The following is a 20,988-nucleotide window of genomic DNA, read 5'->3' as shown; positions in this document are numbered from 1 at the left end:
GACGCTCGCACAGGTGATTTGGTCGAGATGTTCACAACAAGCTGCGCGCCAACCACATCGGACGCCCGTACCAGTGATCTTGTCGAAATGTTCACCACAAGCTGTGCGCCAACCACGTCAGATGCTCAGACAGGTGACTTGGTTGAAATGTTCACTACGAGCTGTGCACCCGCCTGCTGATCCGGCAACGGGTGTATCCGATCAAACGGACCTACCCGACACTTGGACGTAGCAGCGACCCGGGGCGGGAACCCGTCCTTCGACCCTATAGGAGGCATGGACCATGACCAACGTCATTCAACTCACCCCCCCGTCCCGGATCAACCCTCAAGAGATGCGCATCGGCGCGCTTCTGAATTGTTTTTCCCAACATCGCCGGCATGTCGATGACGTGTTCTGGCTCAAAGAAAATGCAGAAGTACTGAACATCCTTGAAGCGACGAATGCCCGACCCGGAGATGGTGCTCTGGAAACCTACGCGTCGTTCTATGCAAACGTCGAAAAGCGGATGCAGTTCTTCCCACAATACTATCGCTTTTTCCTGGGCATCGTGCTTGATCTCGAAGACCTCGGGATGCCGGGCGATCAGGGCGAAAAGCTAGTTGCGTGGGCGCGTGAACAAGATCTGCCCCAAGCCGAGCTGTCCGACCTGCAGCGCATGGAAGCTGCCCGATTGTTTGCGCGCCGGGAAATGCAACCCAAGGGCAGGGATGCCCTGCTTGAAGACCGTGTTCGCCGTTTTATGAAGCGCTCTGCAACCTTTGCCTTGCCGAACAAGAAAGCCGCCTACGAACTGACACATCTTGTTTTTTACCTCAGCGAATACGGTCGCTGCGATCCCAAGTTGGGTTCTGACGCCAAACGCAGTCTGCATTTTGCAGGATTGTTGGCATTCATCGAACAGAACGCGGATCTGTTGTCCGAGATTTGCATCGCCATGCAGTTTGCCGGTGAAACGCCGCCAGCGCTATGGACGGATTGGCTCAATCGGGAAACCGCGCTTTTTGCAATCACCGAAGGCCCCACAGTCAGCGTTCAGGACGATTACCACGAATTTCTGGTGTGCAACTGGCATCAATCCGTCATCGGAGACGCAGCCTTTGCCAAAGGGTTTGTCTATGACCGGATGCGGTTCGACCGTAGCGCCAACAGGGCAACCCCGATGCGCGAAATGTCCGAAGCAATGTTCAACCTCGATGAAGCACGTAGTGGCGATTGGGTGTCGATGCGTCTGCGGATGGAGGACACGCTGTCACCAGAAGCGATGCACGTGCTTGCGCAGGCCGAAACGTCATCCCAGCACTTTGAAGATTTCTTCCACGGCTTCGCCCGCGCAGAAAAGCTGTCCACGCTCCACTGAATGCAGCCTTAAAGGCCAAACAGTCTACATTGAAAAGCTGGTGCCACATCCGCATGATGATGTGGCATTCGGGTTGTTGATCACAAATCTTGCGCCGATCAGTTCTTCGGAAAAGTCGATCACGGCATCTGCCAGAAACGGCAAAGACACCGAATCTACCACAACTCGTTCGCCTTGCCCTTCAAGGACGAGATCGTCATCGGCTGGATCGTCCAGCTTGATCTCGTACTGGAAGCCCGAGCATCCGCCGCCCTCGACCGCAACGCGCAGGGCCTTGCCCTCGGCGCTGGCGCCAATCTCCGACAAACGCTCGAACGCGCGCTCTGTCACTTTTGGTGGAAGCTGCATGTCACCCTCTGGGTTTGCTTTAACTTATCGCCTGCACTCAATATAAGGGCAGGCGGGACAGGGAACAAGAACAGGCAGTCGATCATGACGGCGCAATATGCATGCGACCCGAGCAAGTCGCGCGGCAGACTATATCCGGAAGAAGAAAGTGAATTTCGTTCGTGCTTTCAGCGCGACAGGGATCGCATCATTCATGCCTCGGCGTTTCGGCGCCTCAAACACAAGACCCAGGTCTTTATTGAACATGAGGGGGATTATTTCCGCACCCGGCTCACCCATTCCATCGAAGTTGCGCAGGTCGCGCGGACCATCACCAAGGTGCTCGGCCTTGATCCGGAACTGACCGAAGCCGTGGCGCTGGCGCATGATCTGGGCCACACGCCGTTCGGCCATACAGGCGAAGACGCGCTGGACACACTCATGCAGCCCTATGGCGGTTTCGATCACAACGCACAGGCGATCCGGATCGTAACGGCGCTGGAACGGCACTACGCAGATTTCGACGGGTTGAACCTCTCCTGGGAAACCCTTGAAGGCATTGCAAAACACAATGGTCCGGTGGGTGAACCGATCCCCCACGCACTGGCCGCCTACAATGCCCGGCACGATTTGGAGCTGCACACCCACGCCAGCGCCGAAGCACAGGTTGCAGCCCTTTCCGATGACATCGCCTATAATCATCACGACCTGCATGACGGGTTGCGCGCTGAGCTGTTCTCAACGGATGAACTGGCTGAGCTTCCCATTGTAAGCGACTGTTTTTCCGAGGTAGACCGCATTTATCCAGGCCTGAACTACTACCGCCGCCGCCACGAAGCTTTGCGCCGCTTTTTTGGTGTTCTGGTGGGCGACGTCATTAATGTGACCAAGACCAATCTGGCCGAGCTTGATCCGCAAACCCCAGAAGACATCCGTGGCGCAGGCAAGATGATGGTGCAGTTTTCGCCCGGCCTTTGGTCAGATCTCAAAGTGATCCGCACCTTCCTGTTCCACCGCATGTACCGCGCCACCGATGTGGTCGAAATGCGAGTACAGGTCACCAAGGTGATCAACGAACTCTTCCCGCTTTTCATGGCAGAACCTTCGCTGCTGCCCAAGCAATGGCGCAAAGATGTTGCAGAAATTCGATCCGACGTGGAACTTGCACGGCTTGTAGGGGATTACATAGCCGGGATGACCGACAGGTTTGCCCTGCAAGAGCATGCGCGCCTCACAGGGTCGGACGTTATCTCCGCGCGGTCATAAAGGATTTCAAAGTGGCAACACCCGCCGATGCAGGAATGAACCCAGTGACAGCATTCGCCCTTGTCGGCGGATTGGGGGTTGGGGCGCAGTGGCTGGCCTGGCGCCTGAACTTGCCCGCCATTGTTTTGATGTTGCTGGCTGGTTTGCTGGTTGGGCCGGTGCTGGGTATTTTGGATCCTTCGGTCGCGATGGGCGATTTGCTCCAACCAATTGTTGCTATTGCGGTGGCGATTATTCTGTTCGAAGGCGGTCTCACGCTCAATTTCAAATCACTGTCAGATGCAGCAGTCGGGGTGAAGCGCCTTGTTATTGTGGGTGGACCTGTGGGTTGGCTGCTGTCTGCCTCGGTCTTGCATTATGTTGGCGGCCTCAGCTGGGCCACCGCCTCAGTCTTTGGTGGCATTATGATCGTCACCGGCCCAACGGTCATCGCGCCGTTGTTGCGTCAAGCTCGGTTGAAACGCCGACCAGCCGCGCTGCTTCAATGGGAAGCCATTGTGAATGACCCGGCAGGCGCGTTGGCTGCGGTGCTTGCCTTCGAAGTCGTTCTGGTTTGGCAAACCGCCACAACCGTTGAACAGGCATTGACCGAACTGGCCATCGGCATTGTTGTCGCCACTCTGGTGGGCCTCGCCGCGGGGTGGGGGATCGCCAAATCCTTTTCCAGTGGTTGGGTGCCGGAATACATGAAAGTGCCGGTGCTGTTCGTCAGCGTATTGGTGGCCTTTGCCGCCTCTGACTCGCTTTTGCACGAAAGCGGACTTCTCGCCGTGACCATCATGGGCGTCTGGATCGCCAACGCACATCTGCCCAGCCACGCTGAAATGCACCGTTTCAAGGAACATGCGACGATCCTGCTGGTGTCCGGCGTTTTCATCCTTCTTGCCGCGAACATGACGCGCGAAACGCTGCTGTCGATGAACTGGCAGACGCTGGGAACCGTTGTTGCCGTGATCCTTATCGCGCGCCCCTTGACCGTTCTGATCTCGCTCTCATTTTCGAATGTCCCTTGGGCCGAGCGCCTGCTGGTGGCGTTTACTGGCCCGCGCGGCGTGGTTTTGGTCGCAGTGGCGGGGCTGTTCGGGGACCGTCTGGTGCAAGCCGGGATCGAAGATGCTGCGCAGATCTCGACACTCGCTTTTGCTTTGGTTGCCGGGACAGTTGTGTTGCACGGTTTCACACTTAAACCGGTCGCGCGGATGTTGGGGCTGAACGCGTCCTCCACACCCGGCGTGTTGATCGTGGGCGGCAACCGTTGGACGGTTGAATTTGCGTCGCTGCTTAAAAAGCTCGACCTCCCGGTAATGATATCCGATCCCAACCGCAGCCACCTTCGCGACGCACGCGAAGCAGGAGTGCAAATCTACACTGGCGACATTCTGTCCGAAGGCGCAGAACACCGACTTGACTTGATGGCCTATGAAACCGTGATCGCCGCCACGGATAATGACGCCTACAATACTTTGGTGGCCACCGATCTTGCTCCCGAATTCGGGCGCGAGAATGTGTATCAGCTTAACCGTGAAACCTCGGACTCTGCGCGCTATGCATTGCCACCCAAGCTGGGTGGGCAATATATCGGCGCCGGCGAGACCTATTGGCAGGTTCAGCGGCGCATGTGGGATGGATGGGAATTTCGCTCAACCACACTGTCGGATGAATTTACCTTGCAAGATTGGTACGAAACCCATCCCGAAGGCATCCCGATCGCCGATGTCGGACCGCGCGGAACATTGCGAATTCTTGGGCCGAAAGATACGCCCAAGGAAACCCGAGGCACACGGTTGATCGCCATGCTTCCTATGAAAGAGCACCGCGCCAAGGCGGAAGGGCAAGCCTAACATTTGACGCCACGCACCAAGGTGGTAGAGGACGTCCCGAACAAAGGACGTGTGACATGAACCTCTTCTCCGATATCCGGGCGCTTGTGATCGACAGCCTGAACGCGATGGTAGCCGAAGGCGCGCTGCCGGATGGTCTCGACTTTGCCAACGTGACGGTCGAGCCGCCGCGTGATCCGCTGCACGGGGATATGGCGACCAACGCGGCGATGGTGTTGGCGAAACCTTCCGGTCAGAAGCCCCGCGACATTGCCGAAGCCTTGGCGGCCAAGCTGTCGGACGACACCCGCGTGTCGACCGCAGAAGTCGCGGGCCCGGGCTTTCTGAATCTGCGGCTGGATGCATCGGTTTGGCAGGCGCTGCCCAAGGTTATTCTGAACGCTGGAGAAACTTATGGCAAATCCACCATGGGGCAGGGGTTAAAGGTCAACGTCGAATATGTGTCCGCCAACCCGACTGGTCCGCTGCACGTTGGCCATACCCGTGGAGCGGTATTTGGTGATGCGTTGGCGTCATTGCTGGATTACGCTGGCTACGACGTTACCCGCGAATACTACATCAATGATGGCGGCGCGCAGGTCGATGTCTTGGCGCGGTCGGTGTACCTCCGGTATCTTGAGGCGCATGGTCAGGACGTGGCGTTTGAGGACGGCACCTATCCTGGTGATTACCTCATCCCCGTGGGTGAGGCGCTTAAGGACAAGGTCGGAGATGCCTATGTCGGCCAACCTGAAAATGTCTGGCTTGAAGTTGTACGGGATTTTTCCACCGATGCCATGATGATGTTGATCCGCGCCGATCTTGGGTCACTCGGCGTTGAGATGGACAAGTTCTTCAGCGAAAAGTCGCTTTATGGAACGGGTCTGATCGAATCCGCGATCAAGGATTTGGACGACAAAGGCCTGATCTATCGCGGCACGCTTGAACCGCCCAAGGGCAAAAAGCCCGAGGAATGGGAACCACGCGAACAGACGTTGTTCAAATCCACCGAACATGGTGACGACGTGGATCGTCCGATCCAGAAATCGGATGGTGCCTGGACATATTTCGCGCCTGATATCGCCTACCACTATGACAAGGTGCAACGCGGCTACGACCTGTTGATCGACATCTTCGGTGCCGATCACGGCGGCTATGTTAAACGGATGAAGGCGGCTGTCAGCGCGTTGTCGAACGGCCAAACGCCGCTCGATATCAAGCTGACGCAATTGGTGAAGCTATATAAAAACGGTGAACCGTTCAAAATGTCCAAGCGGGCAGGGACGTTTGTCACCCTTGCGGATGTCGTTGAACAAGTCGGCCCGGATGTGACGCGCTTCCATATGCTCACCCGCAAAAACGACGCGCCTTTGGATTTCGATTTCGACAAGGTGCTGGAGCAGTCCAAGGACAATCCGGTTTTCTATGTCCAGTATGCCAACGCGCGTGTGCATTCGGTCCTGCGCAAAGCGCGTGAGGCGGGCGTAGATGTTGATGACGCCACGCTGGCGGAAATCGACCTTGGCGAAATGACCCATGACAGCGAACTTGCTGTCGCCCGAAAACTGGCCGAATGGCCGCGTCTGGTCGAAATCGCAGCACGCACAAACGAACCGCACCGTGTGGCGTTCTACCTATATGAACTCGCGTCAGAGTTGCACGCGCTTTACAACAAGGGCAACGATGTTCCCGAACTACGCTTTTTGCAGGAAGGCAACACCGACGCCACACAGGCGAAAATCGCCCTCGCACGGGCCGTCTCTGTTGTTATTTCCGCAGGCCTTGGTATCTTGGGCGTCACACCGGTTGAAGAAATGCGCTGACAAAAGCGCCATGACCGGGTGAGGCGAAGGCAAGAAACACCGGTGGCAACGACCGCCGGGAGATGAGGCGGACATGGCAGACATGCATATGACGGGCCCCGTGCGCGGGGCAAAAACGTCGGGCAACTTGGCCTCGACAGCCAATTGGCTGGGCGCGGCGATGTCTCTGGCGTTGGTAGTGGGCGTGACAGTTTGGGGATACAAGCTGATCATGCGCGATGTTTCCGGCGTACCGGTCGTTCAAGCCATAGAAGGTCCGATGCGCGTGGCTCCTGAAAACCCGGGCGGGCAAATCGCACGTCACGAAGGGCTGGCGGTGAACAGTGTGGCTGGAACAGGCGTATCGGCCCCGCCGCCGGATCAGATCGTTCTGGCCCCGCGTCCCTTGGACATCACCGATGAAGACGTGGTTGTGTCGGGTGTGACTGACGCCCCGCTCGATCTGACGGAACGTGAAGAGGTCGCGTTGGCGTCCTTGCGCCAAGACGCGACAGCCGAAGCTCCGGCATTGGCCCTGACCGACATAGCGGACGCGGACGATCCGATCAAAGCTCTGGCAGACCAGATCGCCGCCAATGCCCAACCGTTTACCGAAGTGGCGCCTGCGCCCGAAACCGGAGTTTTCGACCGCCAGACCACGCAAGAGGTCGCAACCGCGCGCAATGTCATTCCGGCCTCAGTGCCCGGTGTCGCGCGGTCCTTGCGCCCGGCCCCGCGACCCGCAGGGTTGCAGCTGGCGTCTTTGGCTGCGCCCACAGCGGCCACTGCATCCGCCAGCGGTGCGTCCGAACGTAATCCTAGTGACATTCCCGCAGGCACACGTCTTGTGCAATTCGGAGCCTATGACAGCCCTGAAATTGCCCGCGAACAATGGACCAAGCTGCAAGCTCGATTCAGCGAATATCTCGATGAAAAAGAGCGTGTGATCGAAGAAGCGTCGTCCGGGGGGCGGGTATTCTATCGCTTGCGCGCCCACGGCTTCGGCGATCTGAGTGACTCCCGTCGCTTCTGTGCAGCATTGGTAGCAGAAGGCGCGGATTGCATTCCCGTGGTCAGCCGGTGACGCACCAACCGTTCGGAGCAGCCATATTTGGTTGCGATGGCGCGCGCCTGTCTGTGGACGAGCGCGCGTTTTTTAAAGACGCCCACCCGTTTGGATTCATCCTGTTTGACCGGAACCTCGAAACGCCAGACCAGATCCGCGCACTGACATCCGACCTGCGTGGCGCGGTTGGATGGAACGCACCCATTTTCATTGATCAGGAAGGAGGCCGCGTGCAGCGCTTGCGCCCGCCGCTGGCCACCGAATGGTTGCCGCCGCTGGACCATGTCGCACTGTTAGGCGAACACGCAGAGGCAGGCATGCGCGTGCGCTACCAGATCATTTCGTATGAATTGATGTCGCTGGGCATTGATGCGAACTGCGCGCCAATGCTCGACGTCGCGCGCGCAGAAACACACCGGTTTTTGCGCAACCGCTGCTATGGATCAAATCTTGACCAAGTGGTCAAAATTGGCCACGCGGTGGTCGAAGGTCATCTTGCAGGCGGCGTCTTTCCCGTGGTCAAACATATTCCCGGCCACGGATTGGCCCAGATGGACAGTCATCTAGAACTGCCGCGTATTGATGCATCCGAAAACACCCTGTCCGCGATTGATTTCGCCGCCTTTCGGCCCTTCGCCGATGTGGCAATGGGGATGACTGCACATCTGGTCTATAGCGCGTTGGGTGAAACCGGCCCGGCGACCACTTCGCCCAAGATGATCCAACGCATCCGAACAGACCTTGGGTTTGGCGGTTTGCTCATGACCGACGACATCTCGATGCAAGCGCTGTCCGGCACCGTACCAGAGCGTGGCGCGGCGTCGATGCAGGCGGGCTGCGACGTGATTTTGCACTGCAATGGTGATCTGCCCGAACGCGTCGCGTTGATGGAGCGTATTGGCACGATGCCTGCCGCCAGTCAGGTGCGCGCGGAGGCCGCAATTGCCAGCCGCACACAGCCGCAAGATGTTGACATTGCCGCCCTCACCGCCAAGCTTGCACAACTGGAGCAAGGGCGCAGTGCATGACCGACACAACATCAGACATCACGGATCCCTCGGTCGCCGACCGTGTGGCCGCCGAGGCGCTGATTGTTGATGTCGATGGCTTTGAAGGCCCGCTCGATCTACTTCTGACGCTAAGCCGGACGCAAAAGGTCGATCTGCGCAAAATCTCTGTCCTACAACTGGCTAAGCAATACCTGAACTTTGTCGAAAAGGCCAAAGCGCTGCGGATCGAGCTGGCGGCGGATTACCTCGTGATGGCGGCGTGGTTGGCATTTCTAAAATCACGCCTGCTGCTGCCACCTGACCCAACCGAAGAAGGCCCTTCTGGCGAAGACCTTGCCGCGCATCTGGCGTTTCAGCTTGAACGTTTACAGGCCATGCGCGACGTGGCTGCGAAACTGATGGCGCGTGACCAATTGGGTCGCGACTTTTTCGCCCGTGGTGTCACACAAGAAGTCGAGCGCGTTCGCAAAGTGGATTACACGGCCACACTACTGGACCTGATGCAGGGCTATGCGCGCATTCGCACCAAGGACGAATTTCGCCCCTTCGTGATGGACCGCGACTCGGTATTCACAATGGAGCAGGCGCTGGAACGCATGCGCGGTTTGATCGGCTTTGCAGGCTCTTGGACAGACATTTCCACGTACATGCCAGACGGGTGGGAGGTGGACCCCGTGCGCTGGCGTTCGGCCACAGCCTCGACCTTTGCCGCATCGCTGGAACTTGCCAAAGAAGGCAAGGTGGAGCTGCGCCAATCCGACACTTTCGCGCCGATTGAGCTGCGCCGGAGAGACGGGCGATGACCGGCGACACAGAAATCAAAACCGAAGCCGAACAAAGCCTGTTCGAAGCGCCGCCCTTTGGCGAACAGGAACGTATGGTCGAAGCGATCCTCTTTGCCACCGCCGAACCGGTCACTATCAAGGAATTGAACGACCGCATGCCACACGGATCGGACGCAGCCGAGGCGCTGGTGTATCTGCGCAAACGCTACGAGGGCAGGGGCGTGAACGTCGTCAAGGTTGGCGATGCATGGGCCATCCGAACAGCCCCGGATCTTGGATTCCTCATGCAAAAGGAAACGGTCGAAACCCGCAAACTCAGCCGCGCTGCCATCGAAACGTTAGCCATCATTGCCTACCACCAGCCCGTCACCCGCGCCGAGATTGAAGAGATCCGCGGCGTGTCTGTCAGCCGGGGCACAGTGGATCAGCTTTTGGAAATGGAGTGGATTCGCTTTGGCCGCCGTCGCATGACACCGGGCCGTCCCGTGACGTTTGTTGTCACGCAGGATTTCCTTGACCATTTCGGGCTCGAATCCGCCCGCGATCTGCCGGGGCTCAAGGAACTGCGCGCGGCGGGATTGCTGGAAAACCGCCCACCTCCTGGCACCATGCCGCAGATGGGCGAAGGCGATATCGATGCCGAGGAAGAGACCGAAGAAGGTCAGTCCGAACTGTTCGAGGACTGACCCGCTTTTCGCGTGTAGGGAAGGCCACGAGGCATTGACGCCTCGACGGCGAAGCCCAGATGGTGTTCAGGAAAAAACGCAGTTTGCCTGAAACAATGCCTGAAAATCGACGCATTTGTTCTCTATATCTAATCCTGAGGCAGACAAACCCAGCAGGAGGACGACATGAACCTCAATCAGATTATCAATATGGTGATGCGCACCGTGATGCGCCGTGTGGTGAATTCCGGGATCAATGCCGGTATGAACGCGGTGTCCAATCGCAAAAAATCCAAGTCCAAGCCGCAGGACGATCAGCCGCGTTAAGCCGCCTTGAAATGCTTGGACAGCTTTAGTCCCTGTCCCTGATAATTTGACGCAATCCCCGCGCCGTATAGCTGGCTTGGGGATTGGTCCATTTGTTCGTAGACCAAACGCCCCACGATTTGCCCATGCTCTAGCACGAACGGAGCCTCGTGGCAGCGCACCTCAAGCACGCCGCGCGATCCCATGCCGCCCGCTGCATCATGGCCAAAGCCGGGGTCAAAGAACCCTGCATAATGCACGCGAAATTCACCGACCATCGCAAGAAACGGTGCCATTTCAGCAGCATAGTCGGGTGGAATATGTACTGCCTCACGGCTGACAAGGATATAGAACGCATCTGGATCAAGGATGATCTGTCCACTTGTCGTGTGCAACTCTTCCCAAAATTCGGACGGTGCGTAATGCCCCAATCGGTCAAGGTCGATCACCCCGGTGTGCGGTTTGGCCCGATATCCGACCAGATCACCATCGTCGGGTTTGAGATCAACTGAAAACCCCAGCCCGTCGCTGATCACAGCGGGACCACCTGTCACCAAGGTTTGTTCTTCGTGTAAGGCGCGAAGTGTATCATCAGAAAGTACCGATTGCCCGTTACGGAAGCGAATTTGGTTCAATCGCATTCCTGGACGCACCAAAACCGAAAACGACCTTGGACAGATCTCGGCATAAAGCGGGCCGGAATAGCCCGCTGTTACACGGTCAAACTCCGTGCCTTCGTCGGTGATTGTACGTGTCAGCAGGTCAAGCCGTCCGGTCGAGCTTTTGGCATTGGCAACCGCGCTGATATTGTCCGGAAGCGCCAATCGCTCCATCAATGGAACAAGATAGACGCAGCCTTTCTCCAACACCGCACCGCCATCAAGCGAAATCCGGTGCATTTCAAAATCCGCCAAACGGTCTTCGACGCGCTGACCTTTTCCCGCAAGAAACGACGCGCGCACTCGGTAGGCGACAGTCCCCAACCGTAGATCAAGGCTGGCCGGCTGCACCTGACCGTCGACGAAGTCAGTGTCGGCCGCAATGATGCCGAGTTCCATCAGGTCCGTGATTTGCTGATTGGCCAACACACCTGTCATACCATCCCCCATCCGCGTTCTGCCTTGCATAGCAAGCGGTTGCGCCTCAGGCGAGGATGTTTTTTACCTGCGCGTGGCGCAAGTGGCGAATTGATAGCTATGTTTTGATTGGTCGGGCTAGCAGGACTCGAACCTGCGACCTTCCGTCCCCCAGACGGACGCGCTACCAGGCTGCGCCATAGCCCGACTGCCGCCTGTCATAACGGTTTTGGATCAGGCCGCAAGAGCGAATTTCAGTGGTTTGACTATGGCGATCTAGCGCGAAACCTGGCGCAGCTGTTCGACAATTGGCGCGATCTGGGCGGTAGCTTTTGGCGAAAGCTGTTTGATTTGCGACAAATACGTCAGCGCACCCGGCACCGGCTCAATAATGGCAGAAGGCGGCGTAGCTTCTGTCACCTCAGATTCGGATGAGTCCGCCTCTGCTGCATCTCCGGCTCGCCGATCATCCATTGAGTTTTGCAGAAAGCTGGGCAGAGCGGACGTGTCATCTTCGATGACGTTTGGTGCCTCTGGCTCGGTTGTGACCTCGGCGGCATCAACAGGACTGTCTTCGACGACGGTTTCCGCTGCGACTGCCACTTGGTCTTGTTCCGGTGCGGCCAATTCAGTCTCAAGTTCAACTGCTTGCGCGTCCTCAAATGGCTCGGCTTGGGTGGGCGGGATGACCTCGGCCTCCTTATCCGTCTCGGACAGCGAGTCTACTATCTCAACTGCCTCAGCGACCTCATCAGGTACGGATTCAGATTCCTGTTCGGTCAGAAGATCGGGCTCTTGCTCGGGTTTGGCAAAGGGCACAACCGTATCTATGGGTTCCGCTTCTTCGACCATGTCCAGTTCGATAGCATCGTGATCGTCTTCATCCTCACCAAGATTTAACTCACAAAGTGAAGAAACGTGCTTAACCCCATGTTCTCGAAGGATTTTCTGCACACCCTTGATGGTCATGCCATCGTCGTGGAGCAATCGCTTGATCCCGCCCAAAAGGCGCATATCGGCAGGACGGTAATACCGCCGGCCACCTGCGCGTTTCACGGGTTTGACCTGGGTGAACTTGCTTTCCCAAAAGCGCAAAACGTGCGCAGGCGTGTCCAGCCATTCGGCGACTTCGCTGATGGTGCGGAAAGCGTCTGCAGATTTGCTCATGGCAGTCAGCCCTTATTGCCTGCAGCCACTCTGTCTTTCATCAGGTGAGACGGACGGAAAGTCAGCACACGGCGTGGGTTGATCGGAACCTCTTCGCCGGTCTTGGGATTGCGCCCGACGCGCGCCGCTTTGTCCCGAATCGAGAACGTCCCAAAGGACGAAATTTTAACCTGATCGCCATCAACCAACGCATCGGACATGTGGTTTAAAACGGTTTCCACAAGATCGGCACTTTCATTCCGTGAAAGGCCAACTTCGCGAAACACAGCTTCGCTCAGGTCCATGCGTGTCAGTGTCTTTTGTCCCATAGCACAACCTCCCCGGTTCCGCACAACATGCGCCTTGCGAATTTCCGAGTCAATATCAACGGCTTGCGAGAGGGATTTTAGATAGATTTCGCCTACCAGCGCAGCACAACCGCGCCCCAGGCCAGCCCGCCGCCGATCGCTTCGGTGACAATGACATCACCACGCTTGATCTGACCGCGGTCCACACCAACGGAAAGTGCGAGAGGAATCGATGCCGCTGACGTGTTGCCGTGATCCTGAACAGTCACCACAACGTTGTCCATCGACAGGCCCAGCTTCTTGGCAGTGCCTTGAATGATGCGGATATTCGCCTGATGCGGTACAATCCAATCGACCTCATCATTGGCAATACCGGCGGTTTCCATGGCAGTGGTCGCGGTCTTGGCCAATTTCTCAACCGCGTGGCGGAACACCTCTTTGCCCTGCATTCGCAGATAGCCGGTGGTTTGCGTGCTTACACCGCCATCAACATACAAGATGTCGCGATGCGTGCCGTCGGAATTCAGGTCCACCGAAAGAATGCCCCGGTCAGTTTTGTCGCCAGCACCATCTTGCGCTTCCAGGATCACCGCGCCAGCGCCATCGCCAAACAGCACGCACGTGGACCGGTCGTTCCAATCCATGATCCGGCTAAAGGTTTCGGCCCCGATCACCATGATCCGCTTGGCTTGGCCCGACACGATAAGCGCGTTGGCGTTGGCCACTGCATAGATGAACCCGGCGCAAACGGCCTGAACATCAAAGGCAAAGCCACGCGTCATACCAAGTGCGGATTGCACCATTGTCGCGGCGGATGGAAAGGTCAGATCTGCTGTTGAGGTGGCTACGATGATCGCATCAAGGTCATTAGCGGTCAGACCGGCACACGTCAGCGCGTTTCGCGCGGCGTGGGTTGCCAGATCAGAAGTGGTTTCACCCTCGGCCGCGAAATGACGGCGTTCGATGCCTGATCGGGATTTGATCCATTCGTCCGATGTGTCTATAGAGGCCTCGAACTCGGAATTAGGCACAACGCGCTCGGGCAGATAATGGCCAAGCCCAACGACAACCGAACGTATGGTCATTTCGGGCTCTCCTCGTGTGTCGTTACTTCTGTTTCTGCGTCCAACGGGACGTCGGTGATCGATGCCAGTCGCGCCGCGAGCCGGTCGGAAAATCCGGATTGCGCCAATTGAAAGGCCAGCTTGATCGCCGCCGATACGCCGGTTTCATCCGCCGACCCGTGAGATTTGACAACTGTGCCGTTCAGCCCAAGGAAAACACCGCCATTCACCCGGCGCGGATCGATCTTTTTCTTGAGGCGGCGCAACGAGGTCAGCGCAAGCAGCGATGCCAATCGGGACAGGGGGGAATAGGCGAACGCCTCTTTCAACCGGTCGCCAATCAACGATGCGGTGCCCTCACCGGTTTTCAGCGCGACATTGCCGGTAAAGCCATCTGTGACGATCACGTCACAGGCTTCACCAGGAATATCGCCACCTTCGACAAATCCAACGAACTCGAACTGCGCCCGGTCCGCCATGTTGCCGATCAGCTCGTGCGCTTCTTTAAGCTCGGCACGGCCTTTGTGTTCCTCGGTGCCCACATTAAGCAAGCCAACACGCGGGCGGTCCAATTCCAGACCGTTGCGGGCATAGGACACACCCATCAAAGCGTATTGCAGCAAGTCCTGCGCATCAGCCCGAATGTCGGCACCGACATCCAGCATCACGTTGAACCCCTGCGGATTGCGCGAGGGCCACAGAATCGCGATTGCTGGGCGGTTCACACCGGGCAGTTTACGTAAGCGGATCATCGACAACGCCATCAACGCGCCTGTGTTGCCACAGGACACCGCAACGGTCGCTTCTTTGTTGCGCACAGAATCAATCGCCGCCCACATGGACGTGTCCTGCCCGTGGCGCATGATCTGACTGGGCTTGTCTTGCATCGACACGACGCCCGCTGAGTTTCTGATCTCGCACCGTCCAGCCAAAGCCTTTCTGCGTTCAATCAGTTTGATCAGCTTCTTTTCCGGCCCGTGAACCAGAAAACGGATATCAGGATTCGCCTTCGCAGAACGAGACATGCCGGAGACAACTGCCTCCGGCCCCAGATCGCCGCCCATAGCGTCGATAGATAGCACTATTGGCGCGTCACCCACCTTTTTATGATCCTGCGATGAGGTCATTCGGAGGGGTTCGCCCAATCGTTGCTTATGCCGCGTCTTCGTCCAGGTCGATTTCGTCGGCCTGTGCGATCACTTCGCGATCCGCGTAGTGGCCGCAGGACGGGCATACGTGGTGCGGACGCTTAAGTTCGCCGCAGTTGGAACATTCGTTCGGGTTCGCAGCAACCAGAGCGTCATGCGCGCGACGATTGTTGCGACGCGACTTGGATACTTTGTTCTGTTGGACAGCCATGTCTCAACCTCAATTATCTATAATCTGTGGCATGCTCGCCATGCCGCGTTTAGGGTGTGTCCGGCCTCTTAAGGGGAAACCGGGCCGGGTGACAACCCCACCTCGGATGAAGGCGCGAACATAGGGGCAATCGTGAAATCCGCAAGCGTTTTCTGGCTGTTTTTGTCAGGACTTTTCATCAAGCTGGTCGCGCAATGCCGCCAACCCTGAAAACGGCTTTGTGTCTTCGTCCTTCAACGGGGTCACACCGTCTTCGGCAAACACAGCTTCGCCAAGTTCGGCATCCGTGGCACGCGGATACTGCGGCAAAGAAAGCGTCAGCGATTCGATCATCGCGTCATGAGCCGAGATGATCTGCCCCAAAGGTTCGCTGCTGGTGTCCTCTGGCATCTCCATCTCGGACCCGGCCTCCAGGTCATCGAAATAATCCGCAGGCATGAACATTCGCTCAACAGGCTCATCGATCCGCGTCGTCACCGGATCAAGCGTCACTACGCATGGCTGCACCACGGTCGCGCCCATTTTGCCGGTCAACGACCAGCCGCGCGCGCCGGCAGGCGAAATCTTGCCCTCAAAGCGCAATTTCTTGAGGCCCAACAAGCCAAGCTGATCGGCAATGACCGCTCGTGCCGGGGCATCGGGTTGGAGTTCGAACGTCGTCTCTCGGCGAGTCGACAGGTCGCTCACACGAAATTCTCCGGGTTTCAGAACCTGTTGTGGCATATCTTGTGTGCACCCTTTGCTTGAACGCAGGCCAAAGGCCGTGTAATCGGGATAAAAGGCAGCGAACGCCAACGCAAGAGAGGCGCCATGCAGGGCATCAGATCGACAATCAGGATCGGGCTTGTGACGCTTCTGTGTATTTCCCTTGCGGGATGCACCGCGCGCTACCGAACGCATGGGTACGTTCCATCCGAAGACGAATTGCAGCAAATCGTGCCGGGGGTTGATACCCGTGGCACGGTAGAAGACCTTGTTGGCGTGCCATCAACATCGGGCACCCTGAACGAGTCCGGCTTCTACTATATCGAAAGCGACGTGCGCCATTTCGCATGGCAGCGCCCCGAAGTTGTCGACCGCGAGGTTTTGGCGATCACCTTTGACAGCGCTGGCGTCGTGCAAAATATCGAACGCTACGGATTGGAAGACGGTCAGGTTGTGCCAATCGCGCGCCGCGTGACACGGTCGGGTGACGGTGACATCAGCTTTATCCGCAAACTCTTTGGAAATATCGGCGGCATCAACGCGGCCGAGTTCTTCAACTGATGACACCGGGTGCAGCGGCGCAATCCGTTGCTGCACCGGAATATCCAGTTGCCCTGCAGCTCGGACCATACACAGCGAAAATCGGCACCACACCGGACATTCGCCAAAAGGCACTTGCCTTGCGTGCTCAGGCCTTTCGCAAAGGGAGCGACGATCAAGATAGGTTCGATGACGATTGTTTGCACGGAGTGGTCGCGGTCGACAAAGGCTCAATCCGCGTGGCTTTCAGGGCACGTGTGATCCAAGACACAGCAGACCTTGCCGAAACATATACTGGCCAATTCTACGACCTCAGCCCACTGCAAGCCTTTCCTGGGCCATTTCTTGAACTCGGCCGCGTATGCCAACCCACTGGTCCGACTGATATCATGGCGCTGCGATTGGCATGGGCCGCGCTTGGCGTGCTGGTCGACACTTATAATGTGCGTATGATGATCGGGTGCAGTTCCTTACCAGGCGCCTGTCCTGACGCGCATTCAGGTGCGCTGGCCGCGTTGCGGGCGGATCACCTTGGCCCGGATACATTGCGTCCGCGTCGTTTGTCACTCACAGCGGTCACTCTGCCCGAAACTGGTTCCGGTCCGGTCAACCTGCCACATCTGCTGCGCAGTTATCTGAACGTGGGAGGGTGGGTCAGTGATCACGCAGTGACAGACCCCCAGCTTGACACGTTGCACGTGTTCACGGGGCTTGTCATCGACACGATCCCTGAACCGCGCAAGGCTCGATTGCGCGCCTTGGCGCAAGTAGCACAGGTCGGCAACGCCAACCCCCTTGACCTTGCGCGCGCCGCGCCATAGCGCGACGCCATGGCCATCATCCCGCTTCTTCAACTCAACGACATCTCGCTGACCTTTGGCGGCGATCCGGTGTTTCATGACCTCAGCCTTGTGGTGCAACCGGGCGACCGTGTGGCGCTTGTTGGCCGAAATGGGTCGGGCAAATCCACATTGATGAAGGTGATGGCCGGTTTGGTCGAAGCCGACACCGGCGACCGCGTCGTTTCTCCCGGCGTGAGCGTCGGGTACATGGAGCAAGACCCGGATCTCAGCACATTCGCGACCTTGGGCGACTACGCGATGCATGGGTTAGATCCGTCAGAGCTTTATAAGGTCGAACGGGCTGGTGAAGGGCTGAAATTCGATCCCGAACGATTGGTCGATACCGCATCGGGCGGCGAACGTCGTCGTGCGGCCTTGGCGCGGTTGATGGCGCAGGATCCAGAATTGATGCTGCTCGACGAACCGACCAACCACCTTGATATCGAAGCCATTGGCTGGCTTGAAAACGAACTCAAGCGCACGCGCAAAGGCTTTGTCCTGATCAGCCACGACCGCCGGTTCCTGTCAGAACTCACACGCGCAACGCTTTGGGTTGATCGAGGCAATGTTCGTCGTCAGGAAAAAGGCTTTGACGCTTTTGAGGCCTGGCGCGACAAGACGTGGGAGGACGAAGACCTCCAGCGCCACAAGATGGATCGCAAGATCAAGGCCGAGGCGCGATGGGCCGTGGAAGGCATCAGCGCGCGGCGCAAACGCAACATGGGCCGGGTTCGTGCGCTACAGGATTTGCGCGGCGAACGCAGCAACATGATCAAACGGCAAGATACGGCAGCGATGGAATTGGCGTCGGGCCCGAAATCGGGTCGCAAGGTAATCGAAGCCCAAGGCCTGACCAAAACCTTTGGCGACAGCCCCATTGTCAAGGATTTCTCCCTGACCGTTCAACGCGGTGACCGCGTCGCTTTTGTCGGCCCCAACGGCGTGGGCAAGACCACGTTGATCAAGATGCTGATCGGTGAAATCGCACCGGACGCGGGAACGGTCAAACTTGGCACGAACCTTGTGCCAGCAGTTTTCGACCAGACACGCGCGCAGCTGAACGGCGATCTGAGCTTGTGGGAAAACCTGACCGGAGATCCGGAAATGCGGGTGTCAGACAAGGCGGACCAGATCATGGTACGCGGCATGCCGAAACACGTGGTCGGCTATCTCAAGGAGTTCTTGTTCGACGAGGCGCAGGCTCGCGCGCCGGTCCGGTCCCTGTCTGGCGGAGAAAAAGCGCGGCTGCTATTGGCCCGCATCATGGCACGGGAATCAAACCTGCTTGTGCTCGATGAACCGACCAACGACCTGGATGTCGAAACGCTTGACCTGTTGCAGGATTTGCTGGGCGAATATGACGGCACTGTTTTGCTGATCAGCCACGATCGTGATTTTCTCGATCGCGTTGCCTCTACAACCATCGCGATGGAGGGCAGGGGGCGCGCCACTGTCTACGCGGGCGGATGGACCGATTATCGCGCGCAGCGGGGGGATGTTGACGAAGGCAGCAGCCCTGCCAAGACCTCTTCAAAGCAAGCCCAGAAACCCACGCCCGCGCAAAAATCCAAGTCTGGCCTTAGCTTTACCGAAAAACACAAGCTTGACGTTCTGCCAGACGAGATCGACCGACTGACCGCCGAAATCGCTAAACTGGAAGAGCTGATGGCCGATCCAGATCTGTTCACGCGCGAGCCGGTCAAATTCAAGAAAGCCTCCGAGGCGTTGGTCGCTCGCCAAACCGCGTTGGCCGAGGCCGAGGACCTGTGGCTTGAGTTGTCGGAGAAGGCCGAGGCCGGGTGACCCACCGTTCACGGAGGATCAAAACGCATCATTGCGTTTTGGCCGTGGCACTGCGCGCCCTACCTCATGTCTATGTCTGATCCCATCTTCATTGGCGCCCGGATCTATCGCGGATCAAGCTATGGCGCGCACCATCCGCTATCGATCCCCCGCGTGCCGACCGTGATGGACCTGTGCCGCAGCTTGGATTGGTTGCAGCCCGAGCAATACCGCACAAGCCCCTGCGCCAAGCCCGCCGCGCTGATCGGGTTTCACACCGAAACCTATATCGACGCGCTGCAACGCGCCGAAGCCACACAGCTACCCGATCCCGACCATGATCTGGGCTCCCTGTCGAATCCGGTTTTTCCCGAAGTTTACCGCCGTCCCGCCACTGCGGCCGGGGGTGGTTTGCTGGCCGCCGACCATGTGCGCGCCGGGGGAGTGGCGTACAATCCGGGCGGCGGAACCCATCATGGGCTGCCCGACCGCGCAAATGGGTTTTGTTATATCAATGAACCGGTTCTGACGATTCAACGCCTTATCGCGATGGGTCTGACGCGCATTGCTTATGTCGATATCGATGCGCATCACTGCGATGGAGTGGCCGTTGCGTTTCAAGGCTCTGACATGGTTCAGATGATTTCCGTTCATGAGGATCGCCGCTGGCCCTTTACTGGCGCCTTGGACGATACCGCCGGCGGTGCGGCAATCAACATTCCAGTGCCCCGTGGCTTTAATGACACCGACTTCGACCTGATCTTGAACGAGCTTATCCTCCCCGCGGTCGCCCGGCAAAAGCCCGATGCGATCTATCTGCAATGCGGGGCTGACGCAGTGACAGAAGATCCACTTTCGCGGTTGACCCTGTCGAACCGCTGCCATGTGCAGGCGGTGCAGGCACTCCGAACTTTGGCGCCACGTCTGATTGTGTCGGGCGGTGGAGGGTACAACCCGTGGAGTGTCGGGCGCGCGTGGAGCTGTGTTTGGGCCACGCTTGCGGGGCATGAGATCCCAGATCACCTGCCACCTCCCGCCTCTGACATCTTGCGTAATCTGCGCTGGACGCGCAAAGCGAAACCGACCGAGGCGCTCATGACCACCTTGCTTGATCCGCCACGCAATGGCCCTGTGTCGGATCAGGTTCAGCATGTGGTGACCACACTCAAGACGCGGTCACACATCCGCGCCGGGTAGGATCAAAATCAGCTGGGCATGACCAATGTTGTATTGCAGATCTGCTGTCACGCCCGTCTCGCTACAGATGCGGGCCAGCAAAGCGAATTGTACATCCGCAGGGCGCAGCCCGGGCAAGTCGCAACCGACACCGGGTTTGAGCATATCCCAAATCGGCAGGTCGCCCCGGACGGTTTCGGCTTTCGCGGTCGCAATCAAAACCCGACCGTTGTCTGTGATGTCGAGCGTTCCACCCTGTGGCATAGCCGCCTCAAGGCACAGCAGTGACAGATACCCCAATTGGACGACATTACGCGCCCGGTCCTGATCGACGCGCCATGTCGCGCTTAGCCGCGTAAATGCATAGTAATCCGTCAAAACCTTGCGTGCGTCTGCGGTCGATATCAGCCGCGTGTCAGTTGTCGTGCCAAAAGCGATGCGAAAGAAACGGATACGCGCCGTGGCATTTTCACAGCTTTGTTGAATCAACGTCATTTCCGGCCCGTTCGGCAGGGCAATCGCGTTTGACTTACGGAGTGGCCAAGCCGTTGAGAATGCTACGTAAGTAGTCATCGTTCCAACC

The 20,988-nt window shown here is 57.9% G+C and carries 22 protein-coding genes, 1 tRNA gene and 1 pseudogene; 14 read left to right on the top strand and 10 right to left on the bottom strand.

Translation table 11 applies throughout. The annotated features are described in order from the left end of the window. Both ACTG4M_RS13950 and ACTG4M_RS13945 read left to right on the top strand, forming a co-directional pair. Positions 1–180 (top strand): annotated as a pseudogene (locus ACTG4M_RS13950) (hypothetical protein); the annotation flags it as partial. 103 nt (positions 181–283) lie between these two features. Beyond that, positions 284–1,360 carry a DUF6902 family protein gene (locus tag ACTG4M_RS13945; protein ID WP_439124276.1) on the top strand — a complete coding sequence of 359 codons (1,077 nt, stop codon included), beginning with the start codon at positions 284–286 and terminating at the stop codon, positions 1,358–1,360. A 24-nt stretch (positions 1,361–1,384) separates the two neighbouring features. Here ACTG4M_RS13945 and ACTG4M_RS13940 read toward each other — a convergent pair whose 3' ends face one another. Then, positions 1,385–1,708 (bottom strand): HesB/IscA family protein, encoded by a 324-nt coding sequence (locus ACTG4M_RS13940; protein WP_439124275.1) that lies wholly within the window; start codon positions 1,706–1,708, stop codon positions 1,385–1,387. Between the two features lie 84 nt (positions 1,709–1,792). On the opposite strand from ACTG4M_RS13940, the gene ACTG4M_RS13935 reads away from it, so the two are divergent. The 8 genes from ACTG4M_RS13935 to ACTG4M_RS13900 all read left to right on the top strand — a co-directional run bounded on the left by ACTG4M_RS13935 (position 1,793) and on the right by ACTG4M_RS13900 (position 10,428). Beyond that, positions 1,793–2,953: a deoxyguanosinetriphosphate triphosphohydrolase gene (locus tag ACTG4M_RS13935; RefSeq protein ID WP_439124274.1), complete on the top strand. Its 1,161-nt coding sequence runs from the start codon at positions 1,793–1,795 to the stop codon at positions 2,951–2,953. A gap of 11 nt (positions 2,954–2,964) precedes the next feature. Then, the gene (locus ACTG4M_RS13930; protein ID WP_439124273.1) at positions 2,965–4,794 is read left to right on the top strand and encodes a cation:proton antiporter; all 1,830 of its coding nucleotides are present in this window, start codon (positions 2,965–2,967) and stop codon (positions 4,792–4,794) included. Positions 4,795–4,850: 56 nt separating this feature from the next. After that, positions 4,851–6,596: an arginine--tRNA ligase gene (argS, locus tag ACTG4M_RS13925; RefSeq protein ID WP_439124272.1), complete on the top strand. Its 1,746-nt coding sequence runs from the start codon at positions 4,851–4,853 to the stop codon at positions 6,594–6,596. A gap of 73 nt (positions 6,597–6,669) precedes the next feature. Continuing rightward, positions 6,670–7,659 (top strand): SPOR domain-containing protein, encoded by a 990-nt coding sequence (locus ACTG4M_RS13920; protein WP_439124271.1) that lies wholly within the window; start codon positions 6,670–6,672, stop codon positions 7,657–7,659. Continuing rightward, positions 7,656–8,669, top strand: coding sequence for a glycoside hydrolase family 3 N-terminal domain-containing protein (locus tag ACTG4M_RS13915; protein WP_439124270.1), 1,014 nt, complete (start codon positions 7,656–7,658; stop codon positions 8,667–8,669). Before ACTG4M_RS13920 ends, ACTG4M_RS13915 begins: the two co-directional genes overlap by 4 nt. Continuing rightward, positions 8,666–9,454: a segregation and condensation protein A gene (locus tag ACTG4M_RS13910; RefSeq protein WP_439124269.1), complete on the top strand. Its 789-nt coding sequence runs from the start codon at positions 8,666–8,668 to the stop codon at positions 9,452–9,454. Before ACTG4M_RS13915 ends, ACTG4M_RS13910 begins: the two co-directional genes overlap by 4 nt. Then, complete coding sequence (gene scpB / locus ACTG4M_RS13905; protein WP_439124268.1) at positions 9,451–10,122, top strand: SMC-Scp complex subunit ScpB; 672 nt, start codon at positions 9,451–9,453, stop codon at positions 10,120–10,122. Before ACTG4M_RS13910 ends, scpB begins: the two co-directional genes overlap by 4 nt. Positions 10,123–10,287: 165 nt before the next feature. Next, positions 10,288–10,428, top strand: coding sequence for a hypothetical protein (locus ACTG4M_RS13900; protein ID WP_439124267.1), 141 nt, complete (start codon positions 10,288–10,290; stop codon positions 10,426–10,428). Here ACTG4M_RS13900 and ACTG4M_RS13895 read toward each other — a convergent pair. The 8 genes from ACTG4M_RS13895 to ACTG4M_RS13860 form a co-directional block, all read right to left on the bottom strand. Further along, complete coding sequence (locus tag ACTG4M_RS13895) at positions 10,425–11,504, bottom strand: 2'-deoxycytidine 5'-triphosphate deaminase (protein WP_439124266.1); 1,080 nt, start codon at positions 11,502–11,504, stop codon at positions 10,425–10,427. The genes ACTG4M_RS13900 and ACTG4M_RS13895 overlap by 4 nt on opposite strands. Before the next feature lie 109 nt (positions 11,505–11,613). Continuing rightward, positions 11,614–11,690, bottom strand: a tRNA-Pro gene (locus tag ACTG4M_RS13890). 69 nt (positions 11,691–11,759) lie between these two features. After that, positions 11,760–12,650, bottom strand: a complete 891-nt coding sequence (locus tag ACTG4M_RS13885; RefSeq protein ID WP_439124265.1) for a MerR family transcriptional regulator — start codon at positions 12,648–12,650, stop codon at positions 11,760–11,762. 5 nt (positions 12,651–12,655) lie between these two features. Beyond that, positions 12,656–12,958 carry an integration host factor subunit alpha gene (gene ihfA, locus ACTG4M_RS13880; protein ID WP_439124264.1) on the bottom strand — a complete coding sequence of 101 codons (303 nt, stop codon included), beginning with the start codon at positions 12,956–12,958 and terminating at the stop codon, positions 12,656–12,658. A gap of 92 nt (positions 12,959–13,050) precedes the next feature. Continuing rightward, complete coding sequence (locus tag ACTG4M_RS13875) at positions 13,051–14,022, bottom strand: beta-ketoacyl-ACP synthase III (RefSeq protein ID WP_439124263.1); 972 nt, start codon at positions 14,020–14,022, stop codon at positions 13,051–13,053. Next, positions 14,019–15,128 (bottom strand): phosphate acyltransferase PlsX, encoded by a 1,110-nt coding sequence (gene plsX, locus ACTG4M_RS13870; RefSeq protein WP_439124262.1) that lies wholly within the window; start codon positions 15,126–15,128, stop codon positions 14,019–14,021. The genes ACTG4M_RS13875 and plsX overlap by 4 nt, the downstream gene beginning before the upstream one ends. A gap of 25 nt (positions 15,129–15,153) precedes the next feature. Next, positions 15,154–15,360, bottom strand: coding sequence for a 50S ribosomal protein L32 (gene rpmF, locus ACTG4M_RS13865; protein ID WP_085630687.1), 207 nt, complete (start codon positions 15,358–15,360; stop codon positions 15,154–15,156). 165 nt (positions 15,361–15,525) lie between these two features. Then, positions 15,526–16,083, bottom strand: coding sequence for a YceD family protein (locus ACTG4M_RS13860; protein WP_439124261.1), 558 nt, complete (start codon positions 16,081–16,083; stop codon positions 15,526–15,528). 87 nt (positions 16,084–16,170) lie between these two features. On the opposite strand from ACTG4M_RS13860, the gene ACTG4M_RS13855 reads away from it, so the two are divergent. The 4 genes from ACTG4M_RS13855 (at position 16,171) to ACTG4M_RS13840 (ending at position 20,426) form a co-directional block, all read left to right on the top strand. Further along, positions 16,171–16,626, top strand: a complete 456-nt coding sequence (locus tag ACTG4M_RS13855) for an outer membrane protein assembly factor BamE (protein WP_439124260.1) — start codon at positions 16,171–16,173, stop codon at positions 16,624–16,626. Beyond that, complete coding sequence (locus tag ACTG4M_RS13850; protein WP_439124259.1) at positions 16,626–17,426, top strand: GNAT family N-acyltransferase; 801 nt, start codon at positions 16,626–16,628, stop codon at positions 17,424–17,426. The genes ACTG4M_RS13855 and ACTG4M_RS13850 overlap by 1 nt, the downstream gene beginning before the upstream one ends. Before the next feature lie 9 nt (positions 17,427–17,435). Further along, the gene (locus ACTG4M_RS13845) at positions 17,436–19,250 is read left to right on the top strand and encodes an ABC-F family ATP-binding cassette domain-containing protein (RefSeq protein ID WP_439124258.1); all 1,815 of its coding nucleotides are present in this window, start codon (positions 17,436–17,438) and stop codon (positions 19,248–19,250) included. A gap of 72 nt (positions 19,251–19,322) precedes the next feature. Beyond that, positions 19,323–20,426, top strand: coding sequence for an acetoin utilization protein AcuC (locus ACTG4M_RS13840; RefSeq protein WP_439124257.1), 1,104 nt, complete (start codon positions 19,323–19,325; stop codon positions 20,424–20,426). Here the strand turns inward: ACTG4M_RS13840 and ACTG4M_RS13835 are convergent. Then, the coding region (locus tag ACTG4M_RS13835; RefSeq protein ID WP_439124256.1) for a histidine phosphotransferase family protein at positions 20,406–20,988 on the bottom strand (583 nt) is incomplete at its 5' end. The genes ACTG4M_RS13840 and ACTG4M_RS13835 overlap by 21 nt on opposite strands.

Source organism: Marivita sp., assembly GCF_965656765.1.
In the GTDB taxonomy this organism is placed as follows: Bacteria; Pseudomonadota; Alphaproteobacteria; order Rhodobacterales; family Rhodobacteraceae; genus Marivita.
Note: the sequence above shows the minus strand (reverse complement) of the source record. Positions and strands in the feature narration are given on the sequence as shown.

Bases quoted from the DNA above. Each gene is read 5' to 3' on its own strand.
- ihfA (WP_439124264.1), bottom strand. From the start codon at position 12,958: ATGGGACAAAAGACACTGACACGCATGGACCTGAGCGAAGCTGTGTTT.
- plsX (WP_439124262.1), bottom strand. From the start codon at position 15,128: ATGACCTCATCGCAGGATCATAAAAAGGTGGGTGACGCGCCAATAGTG.
- ACTG4M_RS13940 (WP_439124275.1), bottom strand. From the start codon at position 1,708: ATGCAGCTTCCACCAAAAGTGACAGAGCGCGCGTTCGAGCGTTTGTCG.
- ACTG4M_RS13900 (WP_439124267.1), top strand. From the start codon at position 10,288: ATGAACCTCAATCAGATTATCAATATGGTGATGCGCACCGTGATGCGC.
- ACTG4M_RS13935 (WP_439124274.1), top strand. From the start codon at position 1,793: ATGACGGCGCAATATGCATGCGACCCGAGCAAGTCGCGCGGCAGACTA.
- ACTG4M_RS13860 (WP_439124261.1), bottom strand. From the start codon at position 16,083: ATGCCACAACAGGTTCTGAAACCCGGAGAATTTCGTGTGAGCGACCTG.
- ACTG4M_RS13875 (WP_439124263.1), bottom strand. From the start codon at position 14,022: ATGACCATACGTTCGGTTGTCGTTGGGCTTGGCCATTATCTGCCCGAG.
- argS (WP_439124272.1), top strand. From the start codon at position 4,851: ATGAACCTCTTCTCCGATATCCGGGCGCTTGTGATCGACAGCCTGAAC.
- ACTG4M_RS13845 (WP_439124258.1), top strand. From the start codon at position 17,436: ATGGCCATCATCCCGCTTCTTCAACTCAACGACATCTCGCTGACCTTT.
- ACTG4M_RS13910 (WP_439124269.1), top strand. From the start codon at position 8,666: ATGACCGACACAACATCAGACATCACGGATCCCTCGGTCGCCGACCGT.
- ACTG4M_RS13920 (WP_439124271.1), top strand. From the start codon at position 6,670: ATGGCAGACATGCATATGACGGGCCCCGTGCGCGGGGCAAAAACGTCG.
- scpB (WP_439124268.1), top strand. From the start codon at position 9,451: ATGACCGGCGACACAGAAATCAAAACCGAAGCCGAACAAAGCCTGTTC.
- ACTG4M_RS13855 (WP_439124260.1), top strand. From the start codon at position 16,171: ATGCAGGGCATCAGATCGACAATCAGGATCGGGCTTGTGACGCTTCTG.
- ACTG4M_RS13850 (WP_439124259.1), top strand. From the start codon at position 16,626: ATGACACCGGGTGCAGCGGCGCAATCCGTTGCTGCACCGGAATATCCA.
- ACTG4M_RS13895 (WP_439124266.1), bottom strand. From the start codon at position 11,504: ATGACAGGTGTGTTGGCCAATCAGCAAATCACGGACCTGATGGAACTC.
- rpmF (WP_085630687.1), bottom strand. From the start codon at position 15,360: ATGGCTGTCCAACAGAACAAAGTATCCAAGTCGCGTCGCAACAATCGT.
- ACTG4M_RS13840 (WP_439124257.1), top strand. From the start codon at position 19,323: ATGTCTGATCCCATCTTCATTGGCGCCCGGATCTATCGCGGATCAAGC.
- ACTG4M_RS13885 (WP_439124265.1), bottom strand. From the start codon at position 12,650: ATGAGCAAATCTGCAGACGCTTTCCGCACCATCAGCGAAGTCGCCGAA.
- ACTG4M_RS13945 (WP_439124276.1), top strand. From the start codon at position 284: ATGACCAACGTCATTCAACTCACCCCCCCGTCCCGGATCAACCCTCAA.